24 protein-coding genes are annotated in these 25371 nt (G+C 69.1%); 8 read left to right on the forward strand and 16 right to left on the reverse strand.

Annotated elements, in window-relative coordinates:
- Positions 1-167 precede the first annotated feature (167 nt).
- Both KGA65_RS20335 and KGA65_RS20340 read left to right on the forward strand, forming a co-directional pair.
- The gene (locus KGA65_RS20335; protein WP_225864947.1) at positions 168-1406 is read left to right on the forward strand and encodes a ribonucleotide-diphosphate reductase subunit beta; all 1239 of its coding nucleotides are present in this window, start codon (positions 168-170) and stop codon (positions 1404-1406) included.
- A gap of 231 nt (positions 1407-1637) precedes the next feature.
- On the forward strand, positions 1638-2147 hold the full coding sequence (locus KGA65_RS20340) for a histone (RefSeq protein ID WP_225864948.1): 510 nt from the start codon (positions 1638-1640) through the stop codon (positions 2145-2147).
- Between the two features lie 79 nt (positions 2148-2226).
- Here the strand turns inward: KGA65_RS20340 and KGA65_RS20345 are convergent, their stop codons facing one another.
- The 12 genes from KGA65_RS20345 to KGA65_RS20400 form a co-directional block, all read right to left on the reverse strand.
- A complete protein-coding gene (locus KGA65_RS20345) occupies positions 2227-3135 on the reverse strand; it encodes a carbohydrate kinase family protein (protein WP_225864949.1) in 909 nt (302 codons plus the stop codon).
- 60 nt (positions 3136-3195) lie between these two features.
- Positions 3196-4326 carry a zinc-ribbon and DUF3426 domain-containing protein gene (locus KGA65_RS20350; protein WP_225864950.1) on the reverse strand — a complete coding sequence of 377 codons (1131 nt, stop codon included), beginning with the start codon at positions 4324-4326 and terminating at the stop codon, positions 3196-3198.
- Between the two features lie 40 nt (positions 4327-4366).
- Complete coding sequence (prmA, locus tag KGA65_RS20355; RefSeq protein ID WP_225865014.1) at positions 4367-5266, reverse strand: 50S ribosomal protein L11 methyltransferase; 900 nt, start codon at positions 5264-5266, stop codon at positions 4367-4369.
- Positions 5267-5290: 24 nt separating this feature from the next.
- Positions 5291-6640 carry an acetyl-CoA carboxylase biotin carboxylase subunit gene (accC, locus tag KGA65_RS20360; protein WP_225864951.1) on the reverse strand — a complete coding sequence of 450 codons (1350 nt, stop codon included), beginning with the start codon at positions 6638-6640 and terminating at the stop codon, positions 5291-5293.
- 10 nt (positions 6641-6650) lie between these two features.
- Entirely contained in the window at positions 6651-7112 is a 462-nt protein-coding gene (gene accB / locus KGA65_RS20365; protein WP_225864952.1) for an acetyl-CoA carboxylase biotin carboxyl carrier protein, read from the reverse strand.
- 353 nt (positions 7113-7465) lie between these two features.
- Complete coding sequence (locus tag KGA65_RS20370) at positions 7466-7993, reverse strand: TlpA family protein disulfide reductase (RefSeq protein ID WP_225864953.1); 528 nt, start codon at positions 7991-7993, stop codon at positions 7466-7468.
- Positions 7990-8580 (reverse strand): hypothetical protein, encoded by a 591-nt coding sequence (locus KGA65_RS20375; RefSeq protein WP_225864954.1) that lies wholly within the window; start codon positions 8578-8580, stop codon positions 7990-7992. The genes KGA65_RS20370 and KGA65_RS20375 overlap by 4 nt, the downstream gene beginning before the upstream one ends.
- A gap of 9 nt (positions 8581-8589) precedes the next feature.
- The gene (locus KGA65_RS20380) at positions 8590-9390 is read right to left on the reverse strand and encodes a transglycosylase domain-containing protein (RefSeq protein ID WP_225864955.1); all 801 of its coding nucleotides are present in this window, start codon (positions 9388-9390) and stop codon (positions 8590-8592) included.
- Position 9391: 1 nt separating this feature from the next.
- Positions 9392-10252, reverse strand: coding sequence for a shikimate dehydrogenase (gene aroE, locus KGA65_RS20385; protein ID WP_225864956.1), 861 nt, complete (start codon positions 10250-10252; stop codon positions 9392-9394).
- Between the two features lie 18 nt (positions 10253-10270).
- On the reverse strand, positions 10271-11146 hold the full coding sequence (locus KGA65_RS20390; RefSeq protein WP_225864957.1) for an energy transducer TonB: 876 nt from the start codon (positions 11144-11146) through the stop codon (positions 10271-10273).
- Between the two features lie 17 nt (positions 11147-11163).
- Positions 11164-13188 (reverse strand): ribonuclease catalytic domain-containing protein, encoded by a 2025-nt coding sequence (locus tag KGA65_RS20395; protein WP_225864958.1) that lies wholly within the window; start codon positions 13186-13188, stop codon positions 11164-11166.
- Positions 13189-13224: 36 nt separating this feature from the next.
- Positions 13225-13821 (reverse strand): YqiA/YcfP family alpha/beta fold hydrolase, encoded by a 597-nt coding sequence (locus KGA65_RS20400; protein ID WP_225864959.1) that lies wholly within the window; start codon positions 13819-13821, stop codon positions 13225-13227.
- Between the two features lie 121 nt (positions 13822-13942).
- On the opposite strand from KGA65_RS20400, the gene KGA65_RS20405 reads away from it, so the two are divergent.
- On the forward strand, positions 13943-16636 hold the full coding sequence (locus KGA65_RS20405) for a zinc-dependent metalloprotease (RefSeq protein ID WP_225864960.1): 2694 nt from the start codon (positions 13943-13945) through the stop codon (positions 16634-16636).
- Between the two features lie 43 nt (positions 16637-16679).
- Here the strand turns inward: KGA65_RS20405 and mpl are convergent, their stop codons facing one another.
- From mpl to thiD, 4 genes are read right to left on the reverse strand one after another with little or no spacing between them, the layout of a single operon-like run.
- Entirely contained in the window at positions 16680-18050 is a 1371-nt protein-coding gene (mpl, locus tag KGA65_RS20410; RefSeq protein ID WP_225864961.1) for a UDP-N-acetylmuramate:L-alanyl-gamma-D-glutamyl-meso-diaminopimelate ligase, read from the reverse strand.
- A gap of 43 nt (positions 18051-18093) precedes the next feature.
- Positions 18094-18933, reverse strand: coding sequence for a D-hexose-6-phosphate mutarotase (locus KGA65_RS20415; RefSeq protein WP_225864962.1), 840 nt, complete (start codon positions 18931-18933; stop codon positions 18094-18096).
- Entirely contained in the window at positions 18930-20255 is a 1326-nt protein-coding gene (gene hemL / locus KGA65_RS20420; protein ID WP_225864963.1) for a glutamate-1-semialdehyde 2,1-aminomutase, read from the reverse strand. The genes KGA65_RS20415 and hemL overlap by 4 nt, the downstream gene beginning before the upstream one ends.
- Complete coding sequence (thiD, locus tag KGA65_RS20425; protein WP_225864964.1) at positions 20212-21195, reverse strand: bifunctional hydroxymethylpyrimidine kinase/phosphomethylpyrimidine kinase; 984 nt, start codon at positions 21193-21195, stop codon at positions 20212-20214. Before thiD ends, hemL begins: the two co-directional genes overlap by 44 nt.
- A gap of 180 nt (positions 21196-21375) precedes the next feature.
- Here thiD and KGA65_RS20430 point away from each other — a divergent pair, with 180 nt between their 5' ends.
- The 5 genes from KGA65_RS20430 (at position 21376) to KGA65_RS20450 (ending at position 25319) form a co-directional block, all read left to right on the forward strand.
- Complete coding sequence (locus tag KGA65_RS20430) at positions 21376-21528, forward strand: rubredoxin (RefSeq protein WP_255650710.1); 153 nt, start codon at positions 21376-21378, stop codon at positions 21526-21528.
- 87 nt (positions 21529-21615) lie between these two features.
- Positions 21616-22017: a response regulator gene (locus KGA65_RS20435; protein WP_225865016.1), complete on the forward strand. Its 402-nt coding sequence runs from the start codon at positions 21616-21618 to the stop codon at positions 22015-22017.
- Positions 22018-22084: 67 nt separating this feature from the next.
- Positions 22085-22450 carry a response regulator transcription factor gene (locus KGA65_RS20440; RefSeq protein ID WP_255650677.1) on the forward strand — a complete coding sequence of 122 codons (366 nt, stop codon included), beginning with the start codon at positions 22085-22087 and terminating at the stop codon, positions 22448-22450.
- Positions 22451-22460: 10 nt separating this feature from the next.
- A complete protein-coding gene (locus KGA65_RS20445) occupies positions 22461-22982 on the forward strand; it encodes a chemotaxis protein CheW (RefSeq protein WP_225864965.1) in 522 nt (173 codons plus the stop codon).
- Between the two features lie 45 nt (positions 22983-23027).
- Entirely contained in the window at positions 23028-25319 is a 2292-nt protein-coding gene (locus tag KGA65_RS20450; protein ID WP_225864966.1) for a methyl-accepting chemotaxis protein, read from the forward strand.
- Positions 25320-25371: the final 52 nt, after the last annotated feature.

Raw genomic sequence — 25371 nt, forward strand, 5'->3', positions numbered from 1 at the left:
GTGCCACAGGCCCATCGGTGATCGCTTCGCGTCCGTTTGTGTTGCGCGAAGGTGGGCACCCTGCTGCAGGGCGATGCAGTGGTGCCACATCGTCGTCGCGCATCTGTCAAGAAGTGCTTGGTGTTCCAACACAACACTCCGATAATTCGCCGCTAAGGAAACACGCCATGCTGGTCTGGGAAGACGACGTTCGTACCCCGCCGACTCCTGCTCAAACGCCCGCGCCCGATGCTCTCGGCAGCGCGCGGACAGCGACCCCCGCGCTCCAGCCTCACAGCTTTGCTGCCCCCGCGTCGACGGCGGCGCAGCCGGCCTTGAATCCTTCCGCTTCCGCGTCGCCCGCCTCGGCCGCAGCCACCACCGCGAGCACCGTGGTGGCGCGCAGCACGCGCCGCGTGAACGTGGCCGACAAGCGCATCATCAACGGCCAGACCGACGTCAACCAACTGGTGCCGTTCAAGTACAAGTGGGCCTGGGAGAAGTACCTCGCCACCTGCGCCAACCACTGGATGCCGCAAGAGATCAACATGTCTCGCGACATCGCGCTGTGGAAAGACCCGAACGGTCTGAGCGAAGACGAGCGTCGCATCATCAAGCGCAACCTCGGCTTCTTCGTGACCGCCGACTCGCTGGCCGCCAACAACATCACGCTGGGCACCTACCGCCACATCACGGCGCCCGAGTGCCGCCAGTTCCTGCTGCGCCAGGCCTTTGAAGAGGCCATCCACACCCACGCCTACCAGTACATCGTGGAGTCGTTGGGCCTGGACGAGAGCGAGATCTTCAACGCCTACCACGAGGTCTCGTCGATCCGTGACAAGGACGAGTTCCTGATCCCGTTCATCGACGCGATCATGAATCCCACCTTCAAGACCGGCACGCCCGAGGCCGACCAGACGTTGCTGCGCTCGCTGATCGTCTTCGCCTGTCTGATGGAAGGCCTGTTCTTCTACGTGGGCTTCACGCAGATCCTGGCGCTGGGCCGCCAGAACAAGATGACCGGGGCTGCCGAGCAGTACCAGTACATCCTGCGCGACGAGTCCATGCACTGCAACTTCGGCATCGACCTGATCAACCAGATCAAGCTTGAGAACCCGCACCTGTGGACGGCCGAGTTCAAGGCCGAAATCCGCGCGCTGTTCGAGAAGGCCGTGGACCTCGAATACCGCTACGCCGAAGACACCATGCCGCGTGGCGTGCTGGGCCTGAACGCCTCGATGTTCAAGGGCTACCTGCGCTACATCGCCAATCGCCGTGCCACCCAGATTGGTCTGGACGCGCTCTTCCCGAACGAGGAAAACCCGTTCCCCTGGATGAGCGAGATGATCGACCTGAAGAAGGAGCGCAACTTTTTCGAGACCCGTGTCATCGAGTACCAATCCGGTGGCGCACTGAGTTGGGATTGATCTGCCGGTCGGTCGGGTGATGTGGCCCGAGACCGCCTGCAGACCGTTCCAGACAGAGAGATCAAGATCCGCAGCGGGTCAACGCGATCGCAGAAGGCGCGTGACCGGCTGCCTCCCCATTCATCGCACCAGGGGAGCCCCCGGACCTCTCCGGGATAACACCGCGGGCGATGGATTGCCGAGCTGTCTCGAGCGGCGCGGTATTTCTGCAACTTGATCAAGGAGTTTGAAATGGCAACTGCGAAGAAGGCGGCTCCGGCCAAGAAGGCCCCGGCCAAGAAGGCCAGCCCGGTCAAGCCGGTGGTGAAGGCCGCCCCGAAGAAGGCGGCCCCGGCGAAGAAGGCGGCGGCTCCGGCCAAGAAGGCGGCTCCGGCGAAGAAGGCGGCGGCTCCGGCCAAGAAGGCGGCCCCGGCGAAGAAGGCGGCGGCTCCGGCCAAGAAGGCGGCCCCGGCGAAGAAGGCGGCGGCTCCGGCCAAGAAGGCGGCCCCGGCGAAGAAGGCGGCGGTTCCGGCCAAGAAGGCGGCCCCGGCGAAGAAGGCGGCGGCTCCGGCCAAGAAGGCTGCGGCGAAGAAGGCTGCGGCCCCGGCCAAGAAGGCGGCTGCCAAGAAGGCTGCGCCGGCCAAGAAGGCTGCAGCGAAGAAGGCGGCCGCCAAGAAAGCGCCTGCCCCTGCGCCCAGCGCTGCGAAAACGGCCCTGAGTCCGACGGCCGCTTGGCCGTTCCCGACCGGCAACAAGCCCTGAGGGGGAACCGGGCAGTTTCTGCCCGGCGTCTCTTCCAGCCCGGCCTGGCCGGGCTTTTTTGTGCCTGTGCGGCGCGCCTTCAGGTTAGGCCGAGGGCGCTGCGGTCGACCGGGTGGTTCTGACCACCGCGGTGGGCGATCTTCAGTGCGCCCAGGCGGTTGCCCAAGGTCACGCACTGGGTCAGTGGCCAGCCTTGTTCCAGGCCGTAGAGCAGGCCACCCCGGAAGGCATCACCGCAGCCGGTGGGGTCGACCACGGCCTCGGCTGCGGAACCGGCCACCCGTTCGCAGTGGCCCTGGATCCACACGTCAGCTCCTTGCTCGCCCAGGGTCACGATCAGACCGCCCAGGTGGGAGCGCGACAGCGCCGCCAGATCCTGCCCGGTGCGGTCGCACAGCATGCGGCCCTCGTAGTCGTTCACGGCGACCCAGCGGGCCCCGGTGATGAATTCGCGCAGTTCGTCGCCGTTGAACATCGGCAGGCCCTGGCCCGGGTCGAACACATAGGGAATGCCGGCCGCGCGCAGATCCCGCGCCCGGCGCAGCATCGCCTCCCGGCCATCCGGGCCGATCAGGGCCAGGCGGATGTCGTCGCGGGCGGGCAGGCCGATCTCGTGGGCCTGCTGCATCGCGCCGGGGTGGAAGGCGGTGATCTGGTTGTTGTCGCGGTCGGTGATGATGATGGCCTGGGCGGTGTAGTTGTCCTGCACCCGCAGCACGCTGCGGGTGTCGATGCCCAGTTCCTCGAAGCGGTTCAGATAGGCTTGACCGTCGTTGCCCAGTGCCGCCAGCACCACCGGCTCGCCGCCGAGCAGACGGAGGGTGTAGGCGATGTTGCCGGCGCAGCCGCCCCATTCGCGCCGCAGCGTGGGCACCAGGAACGACACGTTCAGGATGTGCACCTGGTCGGGCAGGATCTGGTCCGCGAAACGGCCGGGGAAATCGGTGATGGTGTCGAAGGCGAGCGAGCCGCAGACGAGACAGGCCATGGAGTCGGTACCTCGGAGAGGGTGGGAGAAACGGGGCGGTGCCGGCAGTCGACACCGCCCTCAAGGGTAGAACACTTCCAGCGAGTAGCCTGAGACCTTGAGCGGGGCGACGTCCAGCCGCAGCTCGACATGCCAGCTGCCCTGGGCGGGCCAGGGCTGCTCCGAGACTCCCAGGTCGGTGGGCTGGAGCACGCGGCGGGCCAGCACCAGGCCGTCGTCAGAGGTCAGGGTGAGCTCCAGGGCTGGTCGGCGCACGGCCACCGCGGCGCGGTTGCGCAACTCGGCGGTGATCAGCAACTGGCCGTCGACAGGGGTCGACTGCAGCTGGCTGTTGTCGAGCACGATCTGGTCCAGGGCCATGGGTGGGCCGACGACGCAGCCGGCCCAGCGACACAGGCCTTCCAGCACCGGCCGGCTGGCCGGCCAGGTCGAGGTCAACCGGTCTCGCAGCTGCAGCGCCAGCTGGCCCGCCAGCAGCAGTGTCAGCAGAGTGCAGAGCGTCCACGTGGCCAGGCGCCGCAGCGCCGGACGCCGCCACCAGGACGCGTTCGGCTCGGCCTGGCGCAGGAAGCTGGGCACGGCGGCCACTTCAGGCGCCGGCTCCGGGGCGGGCTGCAGCGCCTCCTTTTCCCAGGCGGTGGGCAGGCGGCTGGCGCCGAAGGGGGCGGCCAGGGCGTCGGTGTCCGGGGCGTCGTCCTCGTCGTCTTCCGGAGGCGTCAGCGCGTAGCCCCGCAGGGGCTCGGCGTGGACCGGGGCATCTGCCTCCGGCGCGGGCGGTGGTGGCGGCGGTGGGACGGGCGGCGCCGGAGCCACCGCCGACGGCGGTGGTGCCGGTGTGGGGACCGGCGCAGCGGCTGGAGGGGGGGGCGGCGGATCGGCGGCTGGCGCTGAGGCGATGCGGGACACCGCTGCGATCGGCGCCGGTTCGGGTACCGGTGCGGCGGGCTCCGCTGGCGGGGCAGGGGGCGGCACCGCCGGGGTGGGCGGCGTGGGTTCCGGTGCCGAAGCGGCCGGTGGCGTCAAGCCCGGGGCAGGTGGTGGTGCGGAGGCGCCCAGCTCGAACAGGCTCTCCAGCGCGTTGAACACCTCGTGGCATTGGCCACAGCGGACCCAGCCCTGGGACACCTTGAGCTGGTCCTGGACGACACGGAAAACCGTGCCGCAGGCGGGACAGCGGGTGGCCAGACTCATGTCCGGGATGATGCCATGCCCGCGCGGGTGCCCGCCGTGCTCAGATGCGCTGCGCGCCCATCAGGATCCAGCCGTCCTCGCGGTCGAGCACCTGCAGGGCCACCCAGGGGGCGTAGGCGGCCTGGAGCTCCTCGGCCTGGCGTTCCAGGATGCCGGCCAGGACCAGGTGCCCGCCAGGACGCACGTGGCCGCACAGCAGCGGGGCCAGCAGCTTGAGTGGCGTGGCCAGGATGTTGGCCAGCACCAGCGGGTACTCGCCCTGGGCCAGGTCGGGCAGGCCGGCCTGAAGCCGGACGCCGTTGGCCTGGGCATTCTGGCGGGTGGACTCGACCGCCGCCGGATCGATGTCCACCGCATCCACCGAACGGGCACCGTGCAGCGCCGCACCAATGGCCAGGATGCCCGAGCCGCAGCCATAGTCCAGCACCCGGTCCCAGCCGGCCGACAGCGCCGGGGCCTGCTGGGCGATCCAGCGCAGGCACATGCGGGTGGTGGGGTGGGTGCCGGTGCCGAAGGCCAGACCCGGGTCGAGGTGGATCACCTGGCGGGCCTGGGCGGGCGGTTCGTGCCAGCTCGGCACGATCCAGAAGTGCTCGGTGATGTCCACCGGGGCGAACTGGGATTGCGTCAGGCGCACCCAGTCCTGCTCCACCACCGGTTGCAGTGCCCGCACGCCCAGCCCCTCGGTCCAGTCCTGGGCCAGCAGCAGCGTGGCCGCCTGCGAGGCTTCCGCCTCGGTGTTGAAGAGGGCCGTCAGGGTCGAGCGGTCCCAGCCCGGCCGGGCGGCCGGCATGCCCGGCTCGCCGAACAAGGCCTGTTCGGCGTCGGTGTCGGCATCCGCGTCCTCGACCGAGACGGAGAGCGCCTCCAGCTCGTTCATCAGGGCTTCGGACACCGGCTCGACCAGCGTTTCCGGGGCGCTCAGCACCAGTTCGTACATTGCCACGTCAGCGTCCTGTTGCGATCAGCGGTCGTGGTGCGACAGCCAGCTTTCCAGGTAATGGATGCTGGTGCCGCCCTGGATGAACTTGGCATCGGCCATCAGCTCGCGGTGCAGCGGGATGTTGGTCTTGATGCCTTCCACCACGGTCTCGTTGAGCGCCATGCGCATGCGGGCCAGGGCCTGCTCACGGGTGTCCCCGTGCACGATGATCTTGCCGATCATCGAGTCGTAGTTGGATGGCACGAAATAGTTGGTGTAGACGTGGGAATCCACCCGCACGCCGGGGCCGCCAGGCGGATGCCACATCGTGATCCGGCCGGGCGAGGGCAGGAACTTGTACGGGTCCTCGGCATTGATCCGGCACTCGATGGCGTGGCCGCGCAGCTGGATCTGGCGTTGGGTGAACGGCAGCTTCTCGCCCGCGGCAATGCGGATCTGCTGCTGCACGATGTCGATGCCCGTCACCAGTTCCGTCACCGGGTGTTCCACCTGCACGCGGGTGTTCATCTCGATGAAGTAGAACTCGCCGTTCTCGTACAGGAACTCGAAGGTGCCCGCGCCGCGGTAGCCCATCTTCTTGCAGGCGGCAGCGCAGCGGTCGCCCACCTTTTCGATCACGCGGCGGGGGATGCCGGGGGCTGGCGCTTCCTCGATGATCTTCTGGTTGCGGCGCTGCATCGAGCAGTCGCGCTCGCCCAGCCAGACGGCGTTGCGGAAGGAATCGGCCAGCACCTGGATCTCCACGTGGCGTGGGTTCTCCAGGAACTTCTCCATGTAGACGGCCGGATTGCCAAAGGCCGCACCGGCCTCGGTGCGGGTCATCTGCACCGCATTGACCAGCGCCGCCTCGGTGTGGACCACGCGCATGCCGCGGCCGCCACCGCCGCCGGAGGCCTTGATGATCACCGGGTAACCGACCGAGCGGGCGATGCGGATGATCTCCTTGGGGTCCTCGGGCAGCACGCCTTCGGAGCCCGGCACGCAGGGCACGCCGGCCTTGATCATTGCCTGCTTGGCCGACACCTTGTCGCCCATCATGCGGATCGACTCGGGCGTCGGGCCGATGAAGGTGAAACCGCTCTGCTCGACGCGCTCGGCGAAGTCGGCGTTCTCGGACAGGAAGCCGTAGCCCGGGTGGATGGCCTCGGCATCGGTCACCTCGGCCGTCGAGATGATCGCCGGCATGTTGAGGTAACTCTGCGCCGAAGGGGCCGGGCCGATGCAGACGGCTTCATCGGCCAGCCGGACGTACTTCGCCTCGCGGTCGGCCTCGGAATAGACCACCACCGATTTGATGCCCATCTCCTGGCAGGCGCGCTGGATGCGCAGGGCGATCTCGCCCCGGTTCGCGATCAGGATTTTCTTGAACATGGTGGTCCGATCAGTCGATGACGAACAGCGGCTGACCAAACTCCACCGCCTGGCCGTTCTCGACCAGGACTTCACGGATCGTGCCGGCAACTTCGGCTTCGATCTCGTTCATGATCTTCATCGCTTCGATGATGCACAGCGCGTCACCCACCTTGACGGCGGTGCCCACTTCCACGAAGGGCTTGCCGCCCGGGGTGGACGAGGCGTAGAAGGTGCCGACCATCGGCGACTTGACCAGCGTGCCGGTGGGTTCGGCCGGCGCGGCAGGTTCGGCCGGCGGCAGCGCTGCCGGTGCCGCCGCGGGGGCGGCCATCGGCCCGGCGGCGGGCATGGTCATCATCGGCGCCGCTGCGTAGGTGGCGCCACCCGACTTGACGATGCGCACCTTGCCTTCGTTTTCCGTGATCTCAAGTTCGGCGATGTTGGACTCCGAGACCAGGTCGATCAGAGTCTTGAGCTTGCGCAGGTCCATGAAAAGCAGTGCTCCTGTCGATGGGACGTGGTGCCTGCCCGGGTGGGGCAGGTCGGAAACACGAACGCGGCCCGGAGGCTTGATCCGGAGGCGCGTGTGCAGGTGAAGCCACCTGAAGTCCCGGCATTATGCGGAAACAGACAACATCTGCCAGCATTGCTCCCTATCTTGAACTGGGGGTTCGCTGGCGCACTGTCGCTGCAAGAAGCAGGCATTGTCGCACTTTGCAGGCAGGATTGCCGATGATCGCTCTGTCATGGCTCAAGTTGAGCCCGACTGCCGGTGAACTCGCCGGCGGCCCAATGGCATCGCCGCCCAGGGTTCCGCAGCGGGGCGATGGCCGGGCCGATCACTCAGGCCTGGGGCAGCCACCGGGCCAGTTCGTCGGCGTTGGTGGCACCGAGTTTGCGCCAGATGACTTCATTTCGTGCGGAGATCAGCAGGCTGAACGGCAAACCTCCGGTCGGATTGCCCAGCGGTCGCATCATGGCCAAGCCGGCCGGCCCCAGCACGCCCACAGGATAGCGCACCGGGGTGCGGGCCAGAAAGCCGGCCACCGCATCGGCGCCATCCAGGGCCAAGCCCAGCACCTGCACCCCGGGCCAGCGGCCGGCCGCAGCGTCCAGCACTGGCAGTTCGTGCACGCAGGGCGGGCACCAAGTGGCCCAGAAGTTCACCAGCAAAGGCCGTTCCCGCCATTGGTCTGGCGCCAGCGCGGGGTGCCCGGGCGGCACGGGCCAGGCCTTGTTCCGCAGCCCGGCCAGCAGCGCGGCGGCGTCTTCATCGCCCCGTGGGGGGCGGGACGACCACCACAGCGCGGCGGCGGCGCCGGCCCCGCCGGCCAGCGCTGCGGTCAGCCAGGTGCGTCGGCGGAGCGTCATGCAGTGGCCCCGTCCAGCAGGCGGCGCAGGGCGGGGGCGTCACCCCGCCAGGTTCGGCCCCGGCTGTCCGGGCGCAGGGCGCCCCGCAGTTCGTCGTGGTCGTGCACCACGAAGTGCAGCGTCACCGGCTCGGGCAGGTCGCGGCTGCGGTCCACCGTGCTCAGGATCACCGTGTCGGGGTCGTCGCTGCCGCTGTCGAAGTCCAGTCCCTGGTTCAGGAAGGCGATCTCGGCACTCTTGGGGTCGTCGCAGTAGAGGTCGATCACGATGTTGGACAGTTGGGTGGCGGTGCCGCGCCAGACTGCCCCGCCCAGATGCGGGCGGAAATCGGCCAGCCGCTCCATCCAGCGCAGGGCGACGTTGCGCAGGGCGAGCAGTTCGGCGGGCTGGGTGTCGGCGCAGAACACGGCCAGGTACTCCCGCACCGCGTCCTCCACCTCCTCGTTGCTGGGCAGCTCACCCTGCCGGCCGCCGCGGCGGCCCAGATCCCGGGCGGCCTTGCGCTTGGCGGCGGGGTACTCCAGCCCCTCGTCCACCACCAGCCGGGCGGCGGCCGCGGCAATCTCCAGGCTCAAGCCAGTCGCCATGCTGTCCTCCTAGGGCAGGTCCACCGCGCCCATCCGGCCCTGGATGATGGCTGAACGGCCGCTGACGTAGGCCGAACCGGGGTTTTTCTCAAAGCGCTTGGGGGCGGGCAGCATCACGGCCAGCCGGGCCGCTGCCGCCGGAGACAGCCGCGCGGCATCCACATGGAAATAGTGGTGTGCGGCGGCTTCAGCGCCGAACACGCCTTCACCCCATTCCACGCTGTTGAGGTAGATGGTCAGGATGCGTTTCTTGCCCAGCACGCCTTCGAGCATGTAGGTGATGACCGCTTCCTGGGCCTTGCGCAGCACATGGCGCTCGCCCGACAGGAACAGGTTCTTCGCCAGCTGCTGGCTGATGGTGGAGCCGCCCACCACCTTGGCCACCGCCTCGCGGGCCGGCTTGGCCGGGGCGGTCTTGGCGGCCTTGCCGGGCTTGTCTTGGCGGTGGCTCTGGCGGGCCAGGCGTTCGTTCTGTCGGTCGGCCCGGGCCTGGGCCTTCTGGTTGCGTTGCCAGGCCCCCTCGATCGCGTCCCACTCAATGCCGCTGTGCTCGGTGAAGCCGGCGTCCTCGCTGGCGATCACCGCCCGCTTGAGCGAGGGGGCGATCCGCTCGTCCGGCACCCATTCCTGGGCCCAGACGATCTGGTGCTGCTCGGTCAGCAGGCGCCAGGCCTCGCTGCGCTGGAAGGTGGTGGACTGCGGGTCGACGATCAGCATCAGGGCGATGCGCAGCAGGAAATACAGCTGCAGAGCCAGTGCGCACAAGAGCAGCAGGGCCGCGACCCGGCCCAGACGAAGGCCAAGCTTCATGTCAGTGGGCCCCTGCGTCGATGTCGGCGCGCAGCGCCGCCAGCACGGCGGCGGTGGGGGGGCGCACGCCGCGCCACCAGGCGAAGGACTCGGCCGCCTGTTCCACCAGCATGCCCAGGCCGTCCCGGCCGAGGGCACCCTGGCCGGCCGCCCAGTCCAGGAAGGGGCGGGCGGCCGGGCCGTACATCAGGTCCAGGGCCAGGCAGCCGGGCCGGAGCACCGAGGCGCCCACCGGCACCGCGCCGCCGCCCAGGCTGCTGGCAGTGGCGTTGAGCACCACATCGAAGGCGGCGCCCGGCGCGCTCAGCAGCGCGGTGCGCAGCGCGCTGCCGTGGCGGGCGGCCACCGCGGCGTGGCGCTCGGCCAGGGCCCGGGCCTTGTCGACGCTGCGGTTGGCGATGACCAATTCGGCAGGGCCTTCGGCCAGCAGCGGCCCCAGCACACCGGCGGCCGCGCCGCCGGCGCCCAGCAGCAGCACCCGTCGGCCAGCCAGCGGCACGCCGGCATTGACCACGATGTCGCGCACCAGGCCCACGCCGTCGGTGTTGTCGGCCAGCCAGCGCCCGCCTTCGCGCTTGAGGGTGTTGACGGCGCCGGCCAGTTCGGCCCGCTCGCTGCGTTCGGCGGCGGCGGTGAAGGCTTCGAACTTGAAGGGCACCGTGATGTTGCAGCCGCGGCCGCCTTCGCGGGCGAACTCGGCCAGGGTGTCGGCAAAGCCGTCCAGCGGCGCCAGCCGCCGTTCGTAGTGCAGGCGCTGGCCAGTGGCGGTGGCAAAGGCCGTGTGGATGGCGGGGGAGCGGCTGTGGGCCACCGGGTGGCCAATCACCGCATACAGATCAGAAGCGACAGAAGACTCGGACATGGGCCGGAATCAGGGGCATCAGGGATGGGCTGGGCCTTCGGCCGTGGCCTCAAAGCCCTCGGTGCGGGTGAAGCGAAAGCGCGAAGTCACGACGATCTGGTCGGCCTGCCTGCGCATCGCGTCGGTGAAGTTGCCGAAGGGGGCGGCGGCACGGACGATCGCCACGGCCCGGCGGTCCAGCAGCTTGGATTGGGACGGCTGGATCACGTCGGCCTCGATCACGCGCCCGCGGGCGTCGATCGTGATGTTCATGATCAGCTCGCCATAGAGCTTCTGGCCCTGGGCCTGCGGGAAGTCGCGCGTGCCGCGGTCCTCGATCCGGCGCCGCAGCTGGTCGTAATAGATCGCGTAGACCTGCCCCTGGGTGGCCGGGCTGATGTAGCGCTTGCGCGGCCGGGCGTTCTCTTCGTTGATCCGCTTCTCGATCTCGGCCAGCAGCTGCAGCATCTGGCGGCGGCGCTCCTCGCGTTCGGCATCCTGGGCCGACTGGATCGGCCGGGTCGGGTCCGCGGGGGGCAGCAGGGCCAGTTCGCGCCGGACGGCGGTCAACAGCTGCTGCTGCTGGGCCTGCATCTGCTGGATCTGCGCCTGGGCCGCATCCGGATCCTCGCCCAGGGCGCTGAACTCCGACGGTGGCAGGGGCGAGGTGGCCCGTCCCTTGTCCATGTTGCCGCCACCGGCCAGATCGGCCTGGGCGATGGCCTGGGCCTTGACCGGCTTCTCGTCGGAGCGGGCATTGACCAGGATGACTTCCAGCGGCGTGTCCTCGAACACCCGGTTGAAGCGCTCCGGGTCGACGAAGCGCACCGTCAGCAGCACGGCGTGCAAGGCCACCGAGACCAGCAGCATGCTCTGCAGCAGCGTCGGGGGCCAGGGCAGCTTGGGCAGGCGCATGGTGGGTGCGAGTCAGGTCAGGCCGCAGGGGCGGGCGGGGCGTCCTCGGCAGCCTCGTCGAGGTTGATCGCCAGGGTGAGACCGGCGGCCGGGGCGTCCTCCTCGCCTTCGTCGGCCTCGCCTTCAGCGGCCGGCGCCTCGTCCAGGCGGCTGAGCAGGTTGGCGTGCAGCTCCAGCGTCAGCAGGTCCATGCCGGTCACGCGCACCCGCACGCGGGTGCCGCGCAGGAGGCTCTCGGTGCCCAGGGCGCGGAAGACCAGCGGCAGCGTGTCGGCCCGCACCAGGCCGTCCTTCAGCACGGCAGCATCCAGCTCGGTCACGCCCTGCTGCTCGATCCAGCGCAGCGTCCAGAAGCGCTCAATGGCGGACTGGAAGCCGTTGTAGGCCGCGTAGGCGCCGTCAAAGCCCGAGATGACCGAGAACAGCGTCGCGTCCTTGGGCTTGAAGGGGGCGGCCAGCGCCGCGGTGCGGCCATGGCGGGCGCAGGCGATGATCTGCCACTGGTTGACCAGGTCCACATAGCGGCGCAACGGCGAGGTGGCCCAGGTGTACTGCGCCACGCCCATGCCGGCGTGCGGCAGCGCCTTGGTGCCCATGCGCACCTTCACCCCGGGCGCCAGACTGGCCTGGCTGCGGTAGATGCCGGGCACGCCCAGTTCGGCCAGCCAGCCGCCCCAGGTGCTGTTGGCCAGGATCATCGCCTCGGAGACGATCAGGTCCAGCGGGGCGCCGCGCCGGCGTTCGCTGATGCGCACCGTTTCGCTGCCCTCGGGCTCGCCGTCGTTGCCATCCAGGCGGAAGTTGTAGTCCGGCCGGTTGAAGTTCTCAGGCTTGCCGCGCACGACCTCACGCGCCGCCTTGAGCTGGCGCGCCAGGCGGAAGCAGAAGGCCATCTCGGCGGCGAAGGGGTAGTCGGCCACGGCCTCGCCAGTCAGTGTGGCCTCGGTGATCACCTCGTCGAGCTGGTCGTGGCGCAGGTTGGCCGCGATGGGCACCCGCTCCAGCCGGGTCTCGCTCTTCTTGACGGTCAGCGTGGCTTCGTCCAGCGTCACGTACAGGCTGACGGCCGGGCAGTCCCGGCCCTCGTCCAGGGTGTAGGCCTGCACCACCGCGTCGGGCAGCATGGTCAGCTTCCAGCCGGGCATGTAGACGGTGGACAGGCGCTCGCGCGCCACCTTGTCGACCGGTGAATCGGGCAACACGGCCAGGCCTGGCGCGGCGATGTGCACGCCGAACACCACCTCGCCCGAGCCCAGGCCCGTGACCGACAGCGCGTCGTCGATTTCGGTGGTCTGCGAGTCGTCGATCGAGAAGGCCTGCACCGCGGCCAGGGGCAGTTCGTCGGCGATGGCCGGTGCCTCCAGCGGCGGGAAGCCGGTGCCCTTGGGGAACTGCTCGAACAGAAAGCGCCGCCAGTGGAACTGGTAGGGGCTGGTGATCGCGCCAGCGTCCTTCAGCAGGTCCAGCGGGGCACGCTGGCTGTGCTTGGCGGCTTCGACCACGGCCTTGTATTCGGGCGCGTTCTTGTCGGGCTTGAACAGGATCTTGTAGAGCTGCTCGCGCACCGGGGCCGGGCACTGGCCGGCCACCAGTTCGGCGGCCCAGGCCTCGATCTGCGCGGCCACCTGCTTCTTGCGCTCGATGGCCAGCAGGGCGGCCTTGATGGTCTCCTCCGGCGCCTTCTTGAACTGGCCCTTGCCGGCGCGGCGGAAGTAGTGCGGCGCCTCGAACAGGCGGAACAGCGCGGCGGCCTGCAGTTCTGGCCCGGCTGAGGCGCTGAAATAGTCGCGTGCCAGGTCGGCAAAGCCGAACTCGCCCTCGGGGGCGAATTCCCAGGCCAGGTCGAGGTCGATCTCACCGGCCTTGGCCTGTGCGGCCGCGATCAACTCTGCCGGCTGCGGCTTGTCGAAGCGCAGCAGCACGTTGGCATTCTTCACTTTGACGCGCTTGCCCGAATCGAGCTCGATCTGCATCGAGCTGTCGGCCTCGGACATCACACGGCCGGCCAAGAATTTGCCGGCATCATCGAACAGGGCGTACATCACCGCCGGATTGTCGCCGAAGGCTGGGCTGCGCCGTCAGAAGACCGGGCCGTCCAGGCCCAGCGAACGCACCATGTAGGCCTGCGGCAACTCGAAGTCGCTCAGCGCATGGTCGCCGCCTTCGATCAGCAGCCAGGGGGCGCCCTGGTAGCGCGCGCGCATCTCGCGCCAGTCCAGCACCTCGTCGCCCGTGGCGATGACGGGGTAGTAGCGCTCCGGCCGGGAGAGTCGCCTGGGCGTCATTGCCTGCAGTTCGCCGATGAACTCCTCGCGGAAGTAGAAGCGGTCCTCCGGGTGGTGCCAGGCCGTCTGCTCGCCGATGTGGCGGGCCAGATCCCGCGCCGGGTTGACCGCGGGGTTGAACAGCACGGCGGGGCAGCCCAGGCGCTCGGCCAGCACGGTGGCATAAAAGCCGCCCAATGAACTGCCGACGATGGCGGTGCGGTCCTGCGGCCAGTCGGCCAGCAGCGACAGCGCCAGATCGATGGCCTCACGGGGGGACGGTGGCAACTGCGGGCAGCTGAACACCAGGTCCGGGCGATGGGCTTGCAGCCACGCTGCCACCTCGCGCGCCTTCACCGAGCGGGGCGACGAGCGAAAGCCGTGCAGGTACAGCAGGTGGGTGGGAACCATGGGATGAGTGTAGGGGGATCTTGAGGTACAAGAACGACCTGATCCCGCGCGGCCTCATCCCGGTCGTTGCGGCTTTTCTGTGCCCGACCGGGGCGCAGCCCATTCCTCCTTCATTGAGCACATGCGTTCATCTTCTCCCCGCGCCGCCGTGGCGGCCCTGACCCTCTTCCGACCGGTGCCCGTCCTGCTGGCGGTCGCGGCGCTGGGGCTGTCGATGGCTTCGGTTCACGCCCAGCCTGGCACCCCCGAAGCGGCGGCCAGCGCACCGGCCGCACCGGCCAAGCCCGATCCGTCGGCGCCCAAGCCCTTCGACGAGGTGGTGAAGGATGCGCAGCGTGTGGACGGCTTCTTCCCCGTCTGGCGCAAGGACGAGAAGGTGTGGCTGGAGATCCCGGCCGAGCGCATCGGCCAGCCCTTTCTGTTGACGGCCGCCATCAACCAATCGCTGGGCGAGCGGGGCCTGTACGCCAGCCAGATGGGGCCGGACTGGACGGTGGCCTTCCGGCAGGTGGGCAGGCAGATGCAGTTGGTGGCGCTGAACATGGCCTACCGGCCGGGCGCGGACAAGCCGTCCCAGACGGCCGTGCGGCAGGCCTTTGCGGAGAGCCTGCTGGGCGCTGCACCGGTGGCCAGTGCGCCGCATCCGCAACGCAAGAGCGTGTTGATCGACGCCAGTTTTCTGCTGGCCGATCTGGTGGGCTATTCCACCCAGCTGGAGGCCGCCTTCCGCCTGCCGTATGGCCTGGCGCGGGGGGAGTCGTTCTTTGAATCGGCCCGGGCCGATGCCGGGCTGACCACGCTGAACGCCCGCCTGCTGTTCGCCACGCCGCGCCTGCCGGCCCCGCCCCTGATGCCGACGCCGGTGCCCACCCCGCCGCCGCCCGAGACCACGCCCGACCCGCGCAGCTTCTTCGTCGGCGTGACCTACAGCCTGGCCAAGCTGCCTGAGCAGCCGATGGCACCGCGCCTGGCCGATCCGCGCCTGGGCTTTTTCACCCAGGACTTCACAGACTTCAGCGCCGACCTGAAGCCCAACCAGCGGGTGCACTACATCGACCGCTGGCGTCTGGAGAAGAAGGACCCGTCCGCGGCGCTGTCCGAGCCGGTCAAGCCGATCACCTACTGGTTGGACAAGAACATCCCCGAGCGCTACCGCGCGACGATCGCCGCCGGCATCCTGGAGTGGAACAAGGCCTTCGAGAAGATCGGCTTCAAGAACGCGATCGTGGTGCAGCAGCAGTCGGACGACGCTGACTTCGACACCCTGGACGCCGACCATGCCTCGATCCGCTGGTTCGTGGGCTCGGACGTCGGCTTCGCCCGCGGTCCGAGCAAGGCCGATCCGCGCAGCGGCCAGATCCTGGACGCTGACATCGCGATGAGCGATGTGTTCGCCCGCGGCGCACGGCGGGTGTTCTCGGAAGACACGACGGCGGCCCGCGCGCTGGCTGCCGCGCAGGCGGTGCAGGTGCGCCTTGGCGGCAGCCGGGCCGAGGCCGAGCACTGCGATTACGCCCACGAGGCGGTCGACCAGATGGGCTTCGCGCTGGATCTGCTGGAGGCCCGTGGCGACGTCGCCCCCGACAGCCCCGAGGCCGAGGCCTTCGTGCAGGCGGTGATCAAGGACGTGATCATGCACGAGGTGGGTCACACGCTGGGGTTGAAGCACAACTTCAAGGCCTCCACCACCGTGAGCCGGGACCAGCTCAAGGACAAGACCTGGACGGCGGCGCACGGCATCTCGGGCTCGGTGATGGACTACAACGCCTACAACCTGCCGCTGCGGGGTGAGGTCGCGTCCTCGATCACCAACACCACGCTGGGCCCTTATGACTACTGGGCCATCGAGTACGCCTACACGCCGCTGGCGCCGGCCCAGGAGGCCGAGGCCCTGGGCCGCATCGCCAGCCGCAGCACCGAGCCGGCGCTGGCCTATGCCGATGACGCGGACGCCGAAGGCGGGCCGGTGGGCGGCCTGGATCCGCTGGCCAACCGTTTCGACCTGGGCGACGACCCGCTGGCCTGGTACAGCCGCCGCATGACCTTGTCGCGCGAGCTCTGGACCCGGGTGCAGGCGCGTGGCGCGCAGCGCGGCGACGACCCGCTGCGCGCGCGCCGGGTGCTGCTGAGCGGCTTCCGCCAGCTGCGCAACATGCCCGAGATGGTGGCCAAGTACGTGGGCGGCATGCAGACGGTGCGCGACCTGCCCGGCACGACCGGCCGGCCGGCCTACCAGCCGGTGGCCCCGGCGCTGCAACGCCAGGCCCTGCAGATGCTGGCCCGGGACATCTTCAGCGTGGACAGCTTCAGCTTCCGGCCGGAGTTCCTTGCCACCCTGGCCCCCGATTACAACGAGTGGGAGCGGGCCAAGCCGGTGAGCATCCCGTCCATCGTGCTGCAGTTGCAGACCCAGGCGCTGGACAAGCTGATGTCGGCCGGCACCGCGCAGCGCCTGCTGGACCTGCCCAGCTACCTGAGCGCCGCACAGCGCAAGGGCGCGCTGTCGCTGGATGAGGTCTATGGCACGCTGCAGTCCACCGTCTGGAGCGAGCTGCAGAGCGGCCGCGAGATCGACCCGATGCGGCGCAACCTGCAGCGCGCCCAGCTGCAGCGCGTGGTGGCCATCCTGACCAAGGGGGGCGGCAAGCTGCCGGCCGACGCGGTCAGCCTGGTGCGCTGGCACGCGGTAAAGCTGCAGGCCCAGCTCAAGGTGGCGGTGGCGCGTGGCCAGCTGTCGGTCGAGACCCGGGCCCATCTGGCCGAGAGCCTGAGTGGCCTGACCGAGGCGCTGCGTGCGCCGATGAGCCGCAGCTGACGCGCGGGGCGTGCGCCGGCCCGCTGGGGCCGGCGGCGCCGACTCAGGTGGCGGAAGGTGGTGCCGCCAGCGCGGCCAGCAGCTTGTCGTGGATGCCGCCGAAGCCGCCGTTGCTCATGCACAGCACATGGTCGCCGGGGCGGGCGGCCTTCACGATGGCCTGCACCATCGCGTCGATGCTGTCGCAGACCTGGGCCTGCTTGCCCAGCGGGGACAGGGCTTCGCGGGCATCCCAGCTCAGGCCGCCGCTGTGGCAGAAGACCAGGTCGGCCTCTTCCAGTGCCCAAGGCAGCTGGGCCTTCATCGTGCCCAGCTTCATCGTGTTGCTGCGGGGCTCGAAGGCGGCCAGGATGCGCTGGTCCAGCCCCACCCGGCGGCGCAGGCCATCCAGCGTGGTGCGGATGGCGGTGGGGTGGTGGGCGAAGTCGTCATAGACCTTCACGCCACCGGCCTCGCCGCGCAGCTCCAGTCGGCGGCGCACGCTCTGGAAGCGGGCCAGTGCGGCGGCCGAGACCTCCGGGGCCACGCCCAGGTGCTCGGCCGCGGCGATCGTGGCCAGGGCGTTGAGCTGGTTGTGCTCGCCCAGCAGGCCCCACTCCACGCGGGCGATCTTCATCGCGCCGCGCAGCACGTCGAAGGCATGGGGCTCGCCACGTGCGCGCAGGGTGCCAGGTTCCTCCTTGCGGGCGCCGAAGCGTTGCACCTGGCTCCAGCAGCCACGGTTGAGCACCCGCTGCAGCGCTTCTTCCCGCGCATTCACCACCAGGCAGCCGGTGGAGGGCACGGTGCGCACCAGGTGGTGGAACTGGGTCTCGATCGCGGCCAGGTCCGGGAAGATGTCGGCGTGGTCGTACTCGAGGTTGTTCAGGATCGCGGTGCGCGGCCGGTAGTGGACGAACTTGCTGCGCTTGTCGAAGAAGGCGGTGTCGTATTCATCGGCCTCGATGACGAAGGCCTTGCCTTGGCCCAGCCGGGCCGAGACGCCGAAGTTCTCCGGCACGCCACCGACCAGGAAGCCAGGCTGCAGGCCGGCGTCTTCCAGCACCCAGGCCAGCATGGCGGTGGTGGTCGTCTTGCCGTGCGTGCCGGCCACCGCCAGCACATGCCGGCCCTGCAGCACATGCTCGGCCAGCCACTGCGGGCCGCTGGTGTAGGGCAGGCCCGCGTCCAGGATGGCTTCCATCAGCGGGTTGCCGCGGCTCACGACGTTGCCGACCACGAACAGGTCCGGCTTCAGCGCGAGCTGGTCGGGGCCGTAGCCTTCGATCAGCTCGATGCCCAGCGCCCGCAGCTGGTCGCTCATCGGCGGATAGACGTTGGCATCGCAGCCGGTGACGGTGTGGCCGGCTTCGCGGGCCAGGGCCGCCAGGCCGCCCATGAAGGTGCCGCAGATGCCCAGGATGTGAATGTGCATGGCAGGAAGGAAATGGCGCCGGCGCAGCGGCGCCAGCGCGGGTTCAGCAGGTGAAGCTCTGTCGGCCGGCCCACTCGTCGCCAGGGACGAGGGTGATGGGCTCGCGCACGCAGGCGGCCTCGACGCAGAGCATGTGCTGCCAGTCGTCGGCGGGCATGTCGCTGAGGGCCGCGGCCCCCTCGGGTCCGGGGTTCCAGACCACGGTGTCCTCGAAATCGGTCAGGCCGATCCGGAGTCTGCGGCCCAGTTCGCGCAGGATCAGCTGGCGCGGGACCTGATGGTAGACACGGTCGATGGCGCCGATCACCGCGGTGACATCCCCCCATTGGTCGGCTTCGGTGCCCAGCAGGGCGTCTTCGTAGTGGCAACCCTGCAGGCCTTCGAGCTGGGCCTTCTCGACGTTCTGGCAGCGCAGGTAGGTGTGCAGCGCGGTGTTGAAGTCGAAGGGGGTGTCGCCGGTGTTGGTGATGGCGAGTTCCAGGTCCAGATCGCGGCCGGACACGCTCACCGTCAGCTCGGCCGTGAAGCCATGCGGCCAGTGGGCGCGGGTGGCCATGTCGTCGGTGAAACGCAGCGTGGCCAGCGCATGTTCGCCCCGCACCACCGATTGCACCGGCGTCCAGCTGCGGGTGCGCACCAAGCCGTGGCGCGGCAGCGGGCCGCGTTCGTTGAACTGCGGGAAGATCACCGGCACGCCGCCCCGCACCGAGGCGCCCACGCCGTAGCGGGCGGTGGGGGAGAGGTAGAGCTGCTCCTCGCCGCCGGCCGGGATCCAGGACACCAGATGCGCGCCATGCAGCAACACCGTGGCCCGCGCGCCGTCGGGCGCGCGCAGCGCGACGGCCGGCTGGCCGCGGAACTCGGTGAGTCGGATGTCGTTCATGCCTCGGCCAGTGCCGCGCGTGCAGCGGCGATCGTGGCGTCCAGATCGGCATCGCTCAGCGCGGCGCTGGTGAAGCCGGCTTCGTACAGGGCCGGCGCCAGGTAGACGCCGCGGTTGAGCATGCCGTGGAAGAAGCGGTTGAAGCGGGCTTGGTCGCTGGCCATCACCTGGCCGTAGTTTTGCGGCAGTTCCGGCGCGAAGAAGAAGCCGAACATGCCGCCCTGGTTGTCGGCGCTGAAAGGCACGCCGGCCTCGGCCGCTGCCGCCTTCAGGCCGTCCATCAGGCGGCGGGTCTTGGCATGCAGGGTGTCGTGGAAGCCGGGCTTGGCGATTTCCTTGAGCGTGGCCAGGCCGCAGGCGGTGGCCACCGGATTGCCCGAGAGCGTGCCGGCCTGGTAGACCGGCCCCAGCGGGGCCAGGTTCTGCATGATGCGCCGGCTGCTGGCGAAGGCCGCCAGTGGCATGCCGCCACCGATCACCTTGCCGAACACCGAGATGTCGGGCGTGAAGCCTGGGATGGCCTGGGCGAACAGGCTCTGGGCCGAGCCCAGCGCCACGCGGAAGCCGGTCATCACCTCGTCGAAGATGAACAGCGCGCCGTACTGGTCGCACAGCTCACGGATGCGCTTCACGAAGGGCACGCTGGCGCGCACGAAGTTCATGTTGCCGGCGATCGGCTCGATCATCACGCAGGCGATGTCGTTGCCCTGGGTCTTGAAGGCTTCTTCGATCTGTTCGAGGTTGTTGTACTCCAGCACCAGCGTGTGCTGCACCACCTCGGCCGGCACGCCAGCGCTGGTGGGGTGACCAAAGGTGGCCAGGCCGGAGCCGGCCTTGACCAGCAGCGCATCCGCATGGCCGTGGTAGCAGCCCTCGAACTTGATGATCTTGTTGCGACCGGTGGCGCCCCGCGCCAGGCGGATGGCGCTCATGCCGGCCTCGGTGCCCGAGCTCACCAGACGCACCTGCTCGATGCTGGGCACCAGCGCGATGATGGCCTCGGCCAGTTCGATCTCGCGCTCGGTCGGGGCGCCGAAGCTGAAGCCTTCCTTGGCGGCGGCCAGCACGGCCTCCAGCACGGCGGGGTGGCCGTGGCCCAGGATCATCGGGCCCCAGGAGCCGATGTAGTCGATGTAGCGCTGGCCTTCGGCGTCCCAGATGTAGGCGCCTTCGGCACGGGTGATGAAACGGGGCGTGCCGCCGACGGCGCGGAAGGCGCGCACGGGCGAGTTCACGCCCCCGGGGATGGACTTCTGGGCCCGTTCGAACAGTTGAGCATTAGTGGACACGGCGGCGGCCTCCGGGCGCGGCAGGGGGTTCATCGGGAAAGCTGGGGGCGGATGGGCTGGCCGCGGCGGCCTCGCCATCGGCCGGGGCCTCGGCACCTTCCTCTTCGGGCGGCAGGGCCCAGAAGAAGCGGTCCGGCACCACATGGCCCATGCCGGGCCGGAAGCCGGCGTCCAGGCTCTGGTCCAGGAACTGCAGGGCCTCGCCGGTGGCGGCCTGGATCTCGGCGCCCACGCTCAGCAGGGCAGCCAGCGCAGCCGACAGCGTGTCGCCCGCACCGACGAAGCTGACATCGAACAGCTCGAACTTCTCGCCCGTCAGCGCGCCCTGGGCCGAGGCCAGCACGTTGTCGATGAACTGGCCGGCCTTGGCCGGCAGCATCACACCGGTCACCAGCACATAGCGGGTGCCGTGCTCGGCGGCGGCCACGGCGAGCTCACGCGGTGAGGCCGGGCGTTCCGATTCCCACTCGGGCAGCAGGAAGTCGGTCAGGGTCTTGTGGCTGCCCACCAGCACCTCGGTGGCGGGCAGGATCAGTTCGCGGAAAGCGTCCAGGTAGCTCTGCAGCGCGTCCTCGTCCAGCCAGGACAGGTTGGGCAGGTAGGAGACCAGCGGCAGTTCGGCGTAGTCCGAGAGGATCTCGGCCACCGCGCTGACGTTCTCGGCCGAACCAAGGAAGCCCACCTTGAAGGCGCTGGCGGTGACGTCCTCAAGGATGCTGCGGGCCTGCTCGACGACGGCATCGCCATCGATCTCGTGCTGGTCGAACACCTCGGCGGTGTCGCGCATCAGCAGCGTGGTGACCACCGGCAGCGCGTGCGCACCCATCGCAGCGATGGTGGCCACATCGCCACCCACACCGCCGGCGCCGGTTGGGTCACTGGCGTTGAAGCTCATCACGCAGGCAGGGGATGCCGCGGCGTCCTGCCCGGCCTCGTCGACGGGGGGTGCTTCGGGGGAGGAATCTGGTTTCATGGCGGGGGCCGGGCGGCAGGCTTCACGAGGGATGGGCCGACCGGCTCGGGATCTGAGGAAGAATCTGAACGATGTAGCGCAAGTCTCGACAAATGCTTGCCGTTTCGTCTCGGGCCATCGCTATACTCAGCCGGATTGTAGTGATCTGGCGTGGATACCGTGAGCGAAAACAGAACCTGGATGTGCCTCATCTGCGGATGGATTTACGACGAGGCGGCCGGTGATCCCGAGCATGGCATTGCCCCCGGAACCCATTGGGAAGATGTTCCCATGAACTGGACCTGTCCGGAATGTGGTGCCCGCAAGGAAGATTTCGAAATGGTCCAGATCTGAGCCAGGCTGCCGTGGCAGCCATGGTGCAGTTTCCCCGGGGCCACCGGGGCGACATTCGTTGGGGGGCGTGAAGTGACCGATGAAGGTCTGACGCAGGCAGCGTCGTCCAGCACCCGGGTGCTGGTGATTGACGACAGCAACACCATTCGGCGCAGCGCCGAAATCTTTCTGCGCCAAGGTGGTTACGAAGTGATACTGGCCGAGGATGGTTTCGATGCCTTGGCCAAGGTCAATGATTTCGAGCCCGATCTGATCTTTTGCGACATCCTGATGCCGCGTCTGGATGGTTATCAGACCTGCGCGATCATCAAACGCAATCCCCGTTTTGCCGAGGTGCCGGTCATCATGCTGTCCTCCAAGGACGGCGTGTTCGACAAGGCGCGCGGCCGCATGGTGGGGTCGGACGACTACCTCACCAAGCCCTTCACCAAAGACCAGCTGCTGCAGGCCGTGGCCCATTTCCGGGCGCTGGCCGCGGTGCCGCGGTGAGCGGGGTCACTGGACGTGATCCGGCCAGGGGCCTTCCCGGTGCAGTGCTGTTTTGCAGGGTAGCTTCATGAGCATCCAGAACATCCTTCTCGTCGACGACTCGAAGACTGAGTTGTACTTCCTCTCCGATCTGCTGACCAAGCGGGGCTTCAGCGTGCGCACCGCCGAAAGCGGTGACGAGGCCATGCGTCGCCTCAGCGAGGCCAAGCCCGACCTGATCCTGATGGACGTGGTGATGCCGGGGACCAATGGCTTTCAGCTGACCCGCACCATCACCCGCGATCCGCGCTTTGCCGATGTGCCGGTCATCATGTGCACCAGCAAGGGCCAGGAGACCGACCGGGTCTGGGGGCTGCGTCAGGGCGCGCGCGACTACGTGGTCAAGCCGGTGGACGCCGACGACCTGATGGCCAAGATCCAGGCTCTGGGCTGAGCCGGCGGCCATGTCCAACAAGGAAGCATTGCGCGAACTCCAGGTGCGCCTGGCCAGCCGCCTGCAGGCGGCCCGCGAACGGCCGCGCGAGGCGGGCTGGCTGGCGGTGGAATGCGCCTCGGCGGGCCTGTTGCTGCCGCTGGGGCAGGCCGGCGAGATCCAGTCGTTGCGCGAGGTGACGCCGGTTCCGCATGCCGCGCCCTGGCTGGCCGGGGTGGCCAATGTACGGGGCCAGTTGCATGCCGTGATGGACTTGGCGGTGTTCCTGGGCCTGCGGGAGCCCGGGGCGCCAGCGCGCAGCGGCCAGTTGGTGGTGTTCAACCCGGCCTTGCGCGTGAACTGCGCGCTGCTGATCGACCGCCTGGCGGGGCTGCGCGACACCGAGCAGCTGCAGCGCGTGGCGGGCAATGACGGTCCGCGGCCGGCCTTCGCAGTGCGCCAGTGGCGCGACGCCCAGGGCCGGGTCTGGGACGAACTGGATCTGGCCGCCCTGGTCCAGGATCCGCTCTTTCTGGAGGTGGCCGCGTCCTGACGTGGCCGATCCACCGTGATTCGAGGCATTCCCTGAGAGGATGAGATGAGCCTGCTCGATCAGTTGAAGAACAAGTTTGCCGCCCGTTCGGCGTCGCAGGACGAGGCGCCGCTGGAGGGCGCGGTGGCTGCGCCGGAGGGCGGGGATCCCGAGGTGGATCGGCTGCTCAACCAGATCGATCAGCGCCTGGGGCAGGCCCAGGACGCCGCACCGGCGGCCGACGCGGAAGAGGCCGGCCTGTCCCAGCTGCCGCCGGAGGTCTCGACCTTCGGTGAGGAGAGCACCGGCCTGCCCTTGATCGGCCGCCGTCCGGTCTATGAGCAGCAGCGCCTGCTGCTGACGCTGGTCGGCGCGGGGGCGGCGGTGTTCCTGATCACCGGGGCCCTCTCGCTGGGCTCTGCCAGCCGGCAGGCCAGCCAGCTGACCGCGACCGGTCAGGCTCTGATGCAGTCGCAGCGGCTGGCGAAGTCGGTGTCGCAGGCCCTGGTGGGCAGCCCGGCGGCCTTCCCGGAAGTGCGCGAGAGCGGACAGGTGCTGGCGCACAACCTGCGCGGGCTGGCCAAGGGGGCGGATGACCTGTCGGCCGTCGGGGGCAGTGCCCAGGATGCCGTGACCCCGCTGCTGCCCCTGGTGGACCGGGCCGAGAAGAACGCCGGCATCGTGCTGGCGCAGCAAACGGTGCTGACGCAGGTGGGCCAGGCGCTGCGCCTGATCAACCGGCAGTCGTCCGACCTGCTGGAAACGGCCGAGACCGTGTCCTCGCTGAAGCTGCAGGGCAATGCCTCGCCAGTGGAAATCTCCGCGGTGGGCGAGCTGGTGATGCTGACCCAGCGCATCGGCAAGAGCGCCAACGAATTCCTGACGCTGGAGGGGGTGAGTCCCGAGGCGGTGTTCCTGCTGGGCAAGGACCTGAACTCCTTCCGCGAGATTGCCGATGGCCTGCTGCGTGGCAACGCGGAGCTGCGTCTGCCCGGCACCAAGGATGCCGCCACACGCGAACGGCTGGAACAGCTGATCAAGCAGTACGAGGAAACGCGCGCGCAGGCCACCGCCATTCTGGGCAACCTGCAAGGCCTGGTGGCCGCCCGTGAGGCCCAGAGCGCAATCGTGGCGGACTCGGAACCGCTGCGCAAGGGCCTGGAGCAGGTGCAGCGCAGCCTGGAAGGTCAGGGCGGTTTGAGTGCCGGTTACCTGATCGTGCTGCTGGCGTCGGGGGCGGCCATCCTGGCTGGCGGTGCCGGATTGCTGCGCCTGTTCGTGCGCAACCAGGCCCTGCGGGCCCAGCAGGCGGAAGTGCAGCGGCTGGCCGCCGAGGACCAGGAACGCGAAGCCAAGCGCGTCAACGATGCGAACCAGGCGGCCATTCTGCGCTTGATGAATGAGCTGCAGACGGTGGCTGAAGGCGACCTGACCCAGCAGGCGACCGTGACCGAGGACATCACCGGCGCCATCGCCGACTCGGTGAACTACACGGTGGAAGAGCTGCGCTCCCTGGTGGCCCAGGTGCAGGGCACGGCCGCCCGGGTGACGGAGACCACCCAGCAGGTGGAGCAGACTTCCACCGAACTGCTGGCGGCCTCCACCGAACAGCTGCGCGAGATCCGCGAAACCGGCGAGTCGGTGCTGCAGATGGCGTCCCGCATCAACCAGGTGTCGGCCCAGGCGCAGCAGACGGCCGCGGTGGCCCGGCAGTCGCTGGAAGCGGCGACCTCCGGCCGCAAGGCGGTGGCCGACACGATCGACGGCATGAACACGCTGCGCGAGCAGATCCAGGAAACCTCCAAGCGCATCAAGCGGCTGGGCGAATCCTCGCAGGAGATCGGCGAAATCACCGAGCTGATTTCCGACATTACCGAGCAGACCAACGTGCTGGCGCTGAACGCCGCCATCCAGGCGGCCTCGGCCGGTGAGGCGGGCCGGGGCTTCTCGGTGGTGGCCGAAGAAGTGCAGCGGCTGGCCGAACGCTCGGCCGATGCGACGCGGCAGATTGCCGCGCTGGTGAAGACCATTCAGACCGACACCCAGGACGCGGTGGCCGCCATGGAGCAGTCCACCCAGGGCGTGGTGCAGAACGCGCAGCTGTCCGACGCGGCCGGTGCCGCGCTGGCCGACATCGACCGGGTGACGCGCGAGCTGTCCGAGCTGATCGATGGCATCTCCCACGAAGCACGCAGCGAGGCCGAATCCGCCAACGTGGTGGCGGCCAACATCCAGCACATCTTCGCGGTGACGGAACAGACCGGCGAGGGCACGCGCTCGACCGCCCAGATGGTTCACGACCTCTCGCGTTCTGCCGATGAACTCCGTCAATCGGTGGACCGTTTCAAGATTGCCTGACGTTCTGACGGCAGCACGGTGGCCTGACTGAGCAAAGGAACCCGGCACGACC

The organism is Ideonella benzenivorans, from assembly GCF_020387415.1.
GTDB lineage: Bacteria > Pseudomonadota > Gammaproteobacteria > Burkholderiales > Burkholderiaceae_C > Ideonella > Ideonella benzenivorans.

Excerpts from the sequence above, each read along its gene's own strand:
- KGA65_RS20335 (WP_225864947.1), top strand. The coding sequence starts at position 168 with ATGCTGGTCTGGGAAGACGACGTTCGTACCCCGCCGACTCCTGCTCAA.
- KGA65_RS20340 (WP_225864948.1), top strand. The coding sequence starts at position 1,638 with ATGGCAACTGCGAAGAAGGCGGCTCCGGCCAAGAAGGCCCCGGCCAAG.
- KGA65_RS20345 (WP_225864949.1), bottom strand. The coding sequence starts at position 3,135 with ATGGCCTGTCTCGTCTGCGGCTCGCTCGCCTTCGACACCATCACCGAT.
- KGA65_RS20350 (WP_225864950.1), bottom strand. The coding sequence starts at position 4,326 with ATGAGTCTGGCCACCCGCTGTCCCGCCTGCGGCACGGTTTTCCGTGTC.
- prmA (WP_225865014.1), bottom strand. The coding sequence starts at position 5,266 with ATGTACGAACTGGTGCTGAGCGCCCCGGAAACGCTGGTCGAGCCGGTG.
- accC (WP_225864951.1), bottom strand. The coding sequence starts at position 6,640 with ATGTTCAAGAAAATCCTGATCGCGAACCGGGGCGAGATCGCCCTGCGC.
- accB (WP_225864952.1), bottom strand. The coding sequence starts at position 7,112 with ATGGACCTGCGCAAGCTCAAGACTCTGATCGACCTGGTCTCGGAGTCC.
- KGA65_RS20370 (WP_225864953.1), bottom strand. The coding sequence starts at position 7,993 with ATGACGCTCCGCCGACGCACCTGGCTGACCGCAGCGCTGGCCGGCGGG.
- KGA65_RS20375 (WP_225864954.1), bottom strand. The coding sequence starts at position 8,580 with ATGGCGACTGGCTTGAGCCTGGAGATTGCCGCGGCCGCCGCCCGGCTG.
- KGA65_RS20380 (WP_225864955.1), bottom strand. The coding sequence starts at position 9,390 with ATGAAGCTTGGCCTTCGTCTGGGCCGGGTCGCGGCCCTGCTGCTCTTG.
- aroE (WP_225864956.1), bottom strand. The coding sequence starts at position 10,252 with ATGTCCGAGTCTTCTGTCGCTTCTGATCTGTATGCGGTGATTGGCCAC.
- KGA65_RS20390 (WP_225864957.1), bottom strand. The coding sequence starts at position 11,146 with ATGCGCCTGCCCAAGCTGCCCTGGCCCCCGACGCTGCTGCAGAGCATG.
- KGA65_RS20395 (WP_225864958.1), bottom strand. The coding sequence starts at position 13,188 with ATGTACGCCCTGTTCGATGATGCCGGCAAATTCTTGGCCGGCCGTGTG.
- KGA65_RS20400 (WP_225864959.1), bottom strand. The coding sequence starts at position 13,821 with ATGGTTCCCACCCACCTGCTGTACCTGCACGGCTTTCGCTCGTCGCCC.
- KGA65_RS20405 (WP_225864960.1), top strand. The coding sequence starts at position 13,943 with ATGCGTTCATCTTCTCCCCGCGCCGCCGTGGCGGCCCTGACCCTCTTC.
- mpl (WP_225864961.1), bottom strand. The coding sequence starts at position 18,050 with ATGCACATTCACATCCTGGGCATCTGCGGCACCTTCATGGGCGGCCTG.
- KGA65_RS20415 (WP_225864962.1), bottom strand. The coding sequence starts at position 18,933 with ATGAACGACATCCGACTCACCGAGTTCCGCGGCCAGCCGGCCGTCGCG.
- hemL (WP_225864963.1), bottom strand. The coding sequence starts at position 20,255 with ATGAACCCCCTGCCGCGCCCGGAGGCCGCCGCCGTGTCCACTAATGCT.
- thiD (WP_225864964.1), bottom strand. The coding sequence starts at position 21,195 with ATGAAACCAGATTCCTCCCCCGAAGCACCCCCCGTCGACGAGGCCGGG.
- KGA65_RS20430 (WP_255650710.1), top strand. The coding sequence starts at position 21,376 with ATGTGCCTCATCTGCGGATGGATTTACGACGAGGCGGCCGGTGATCCC.
- KGA65_RS20440 (WP_255650677.1), top strand. The coding sequence starts at position 22,085 with ATGAGCATCCAGAACATCCTTCTCGTCGACGACTCGAAGACTGAGTTG.
- KGA65_RS20445 (WP_225864965.1), top strand. The coding sequence starts at position 22,461 with ATGTCCAACAAGGAAGCATTGCGCGAACTCCAGGTGCGCCTGGCCAGC.
- KGA65_RS20450 (WP_225864966.1), top strand. The coding sequence starts at position 23,028 with ATGAGCCTGCTCGATCAGTTGAAGAACAAGTTTGCCGCCCGTTCGGCG.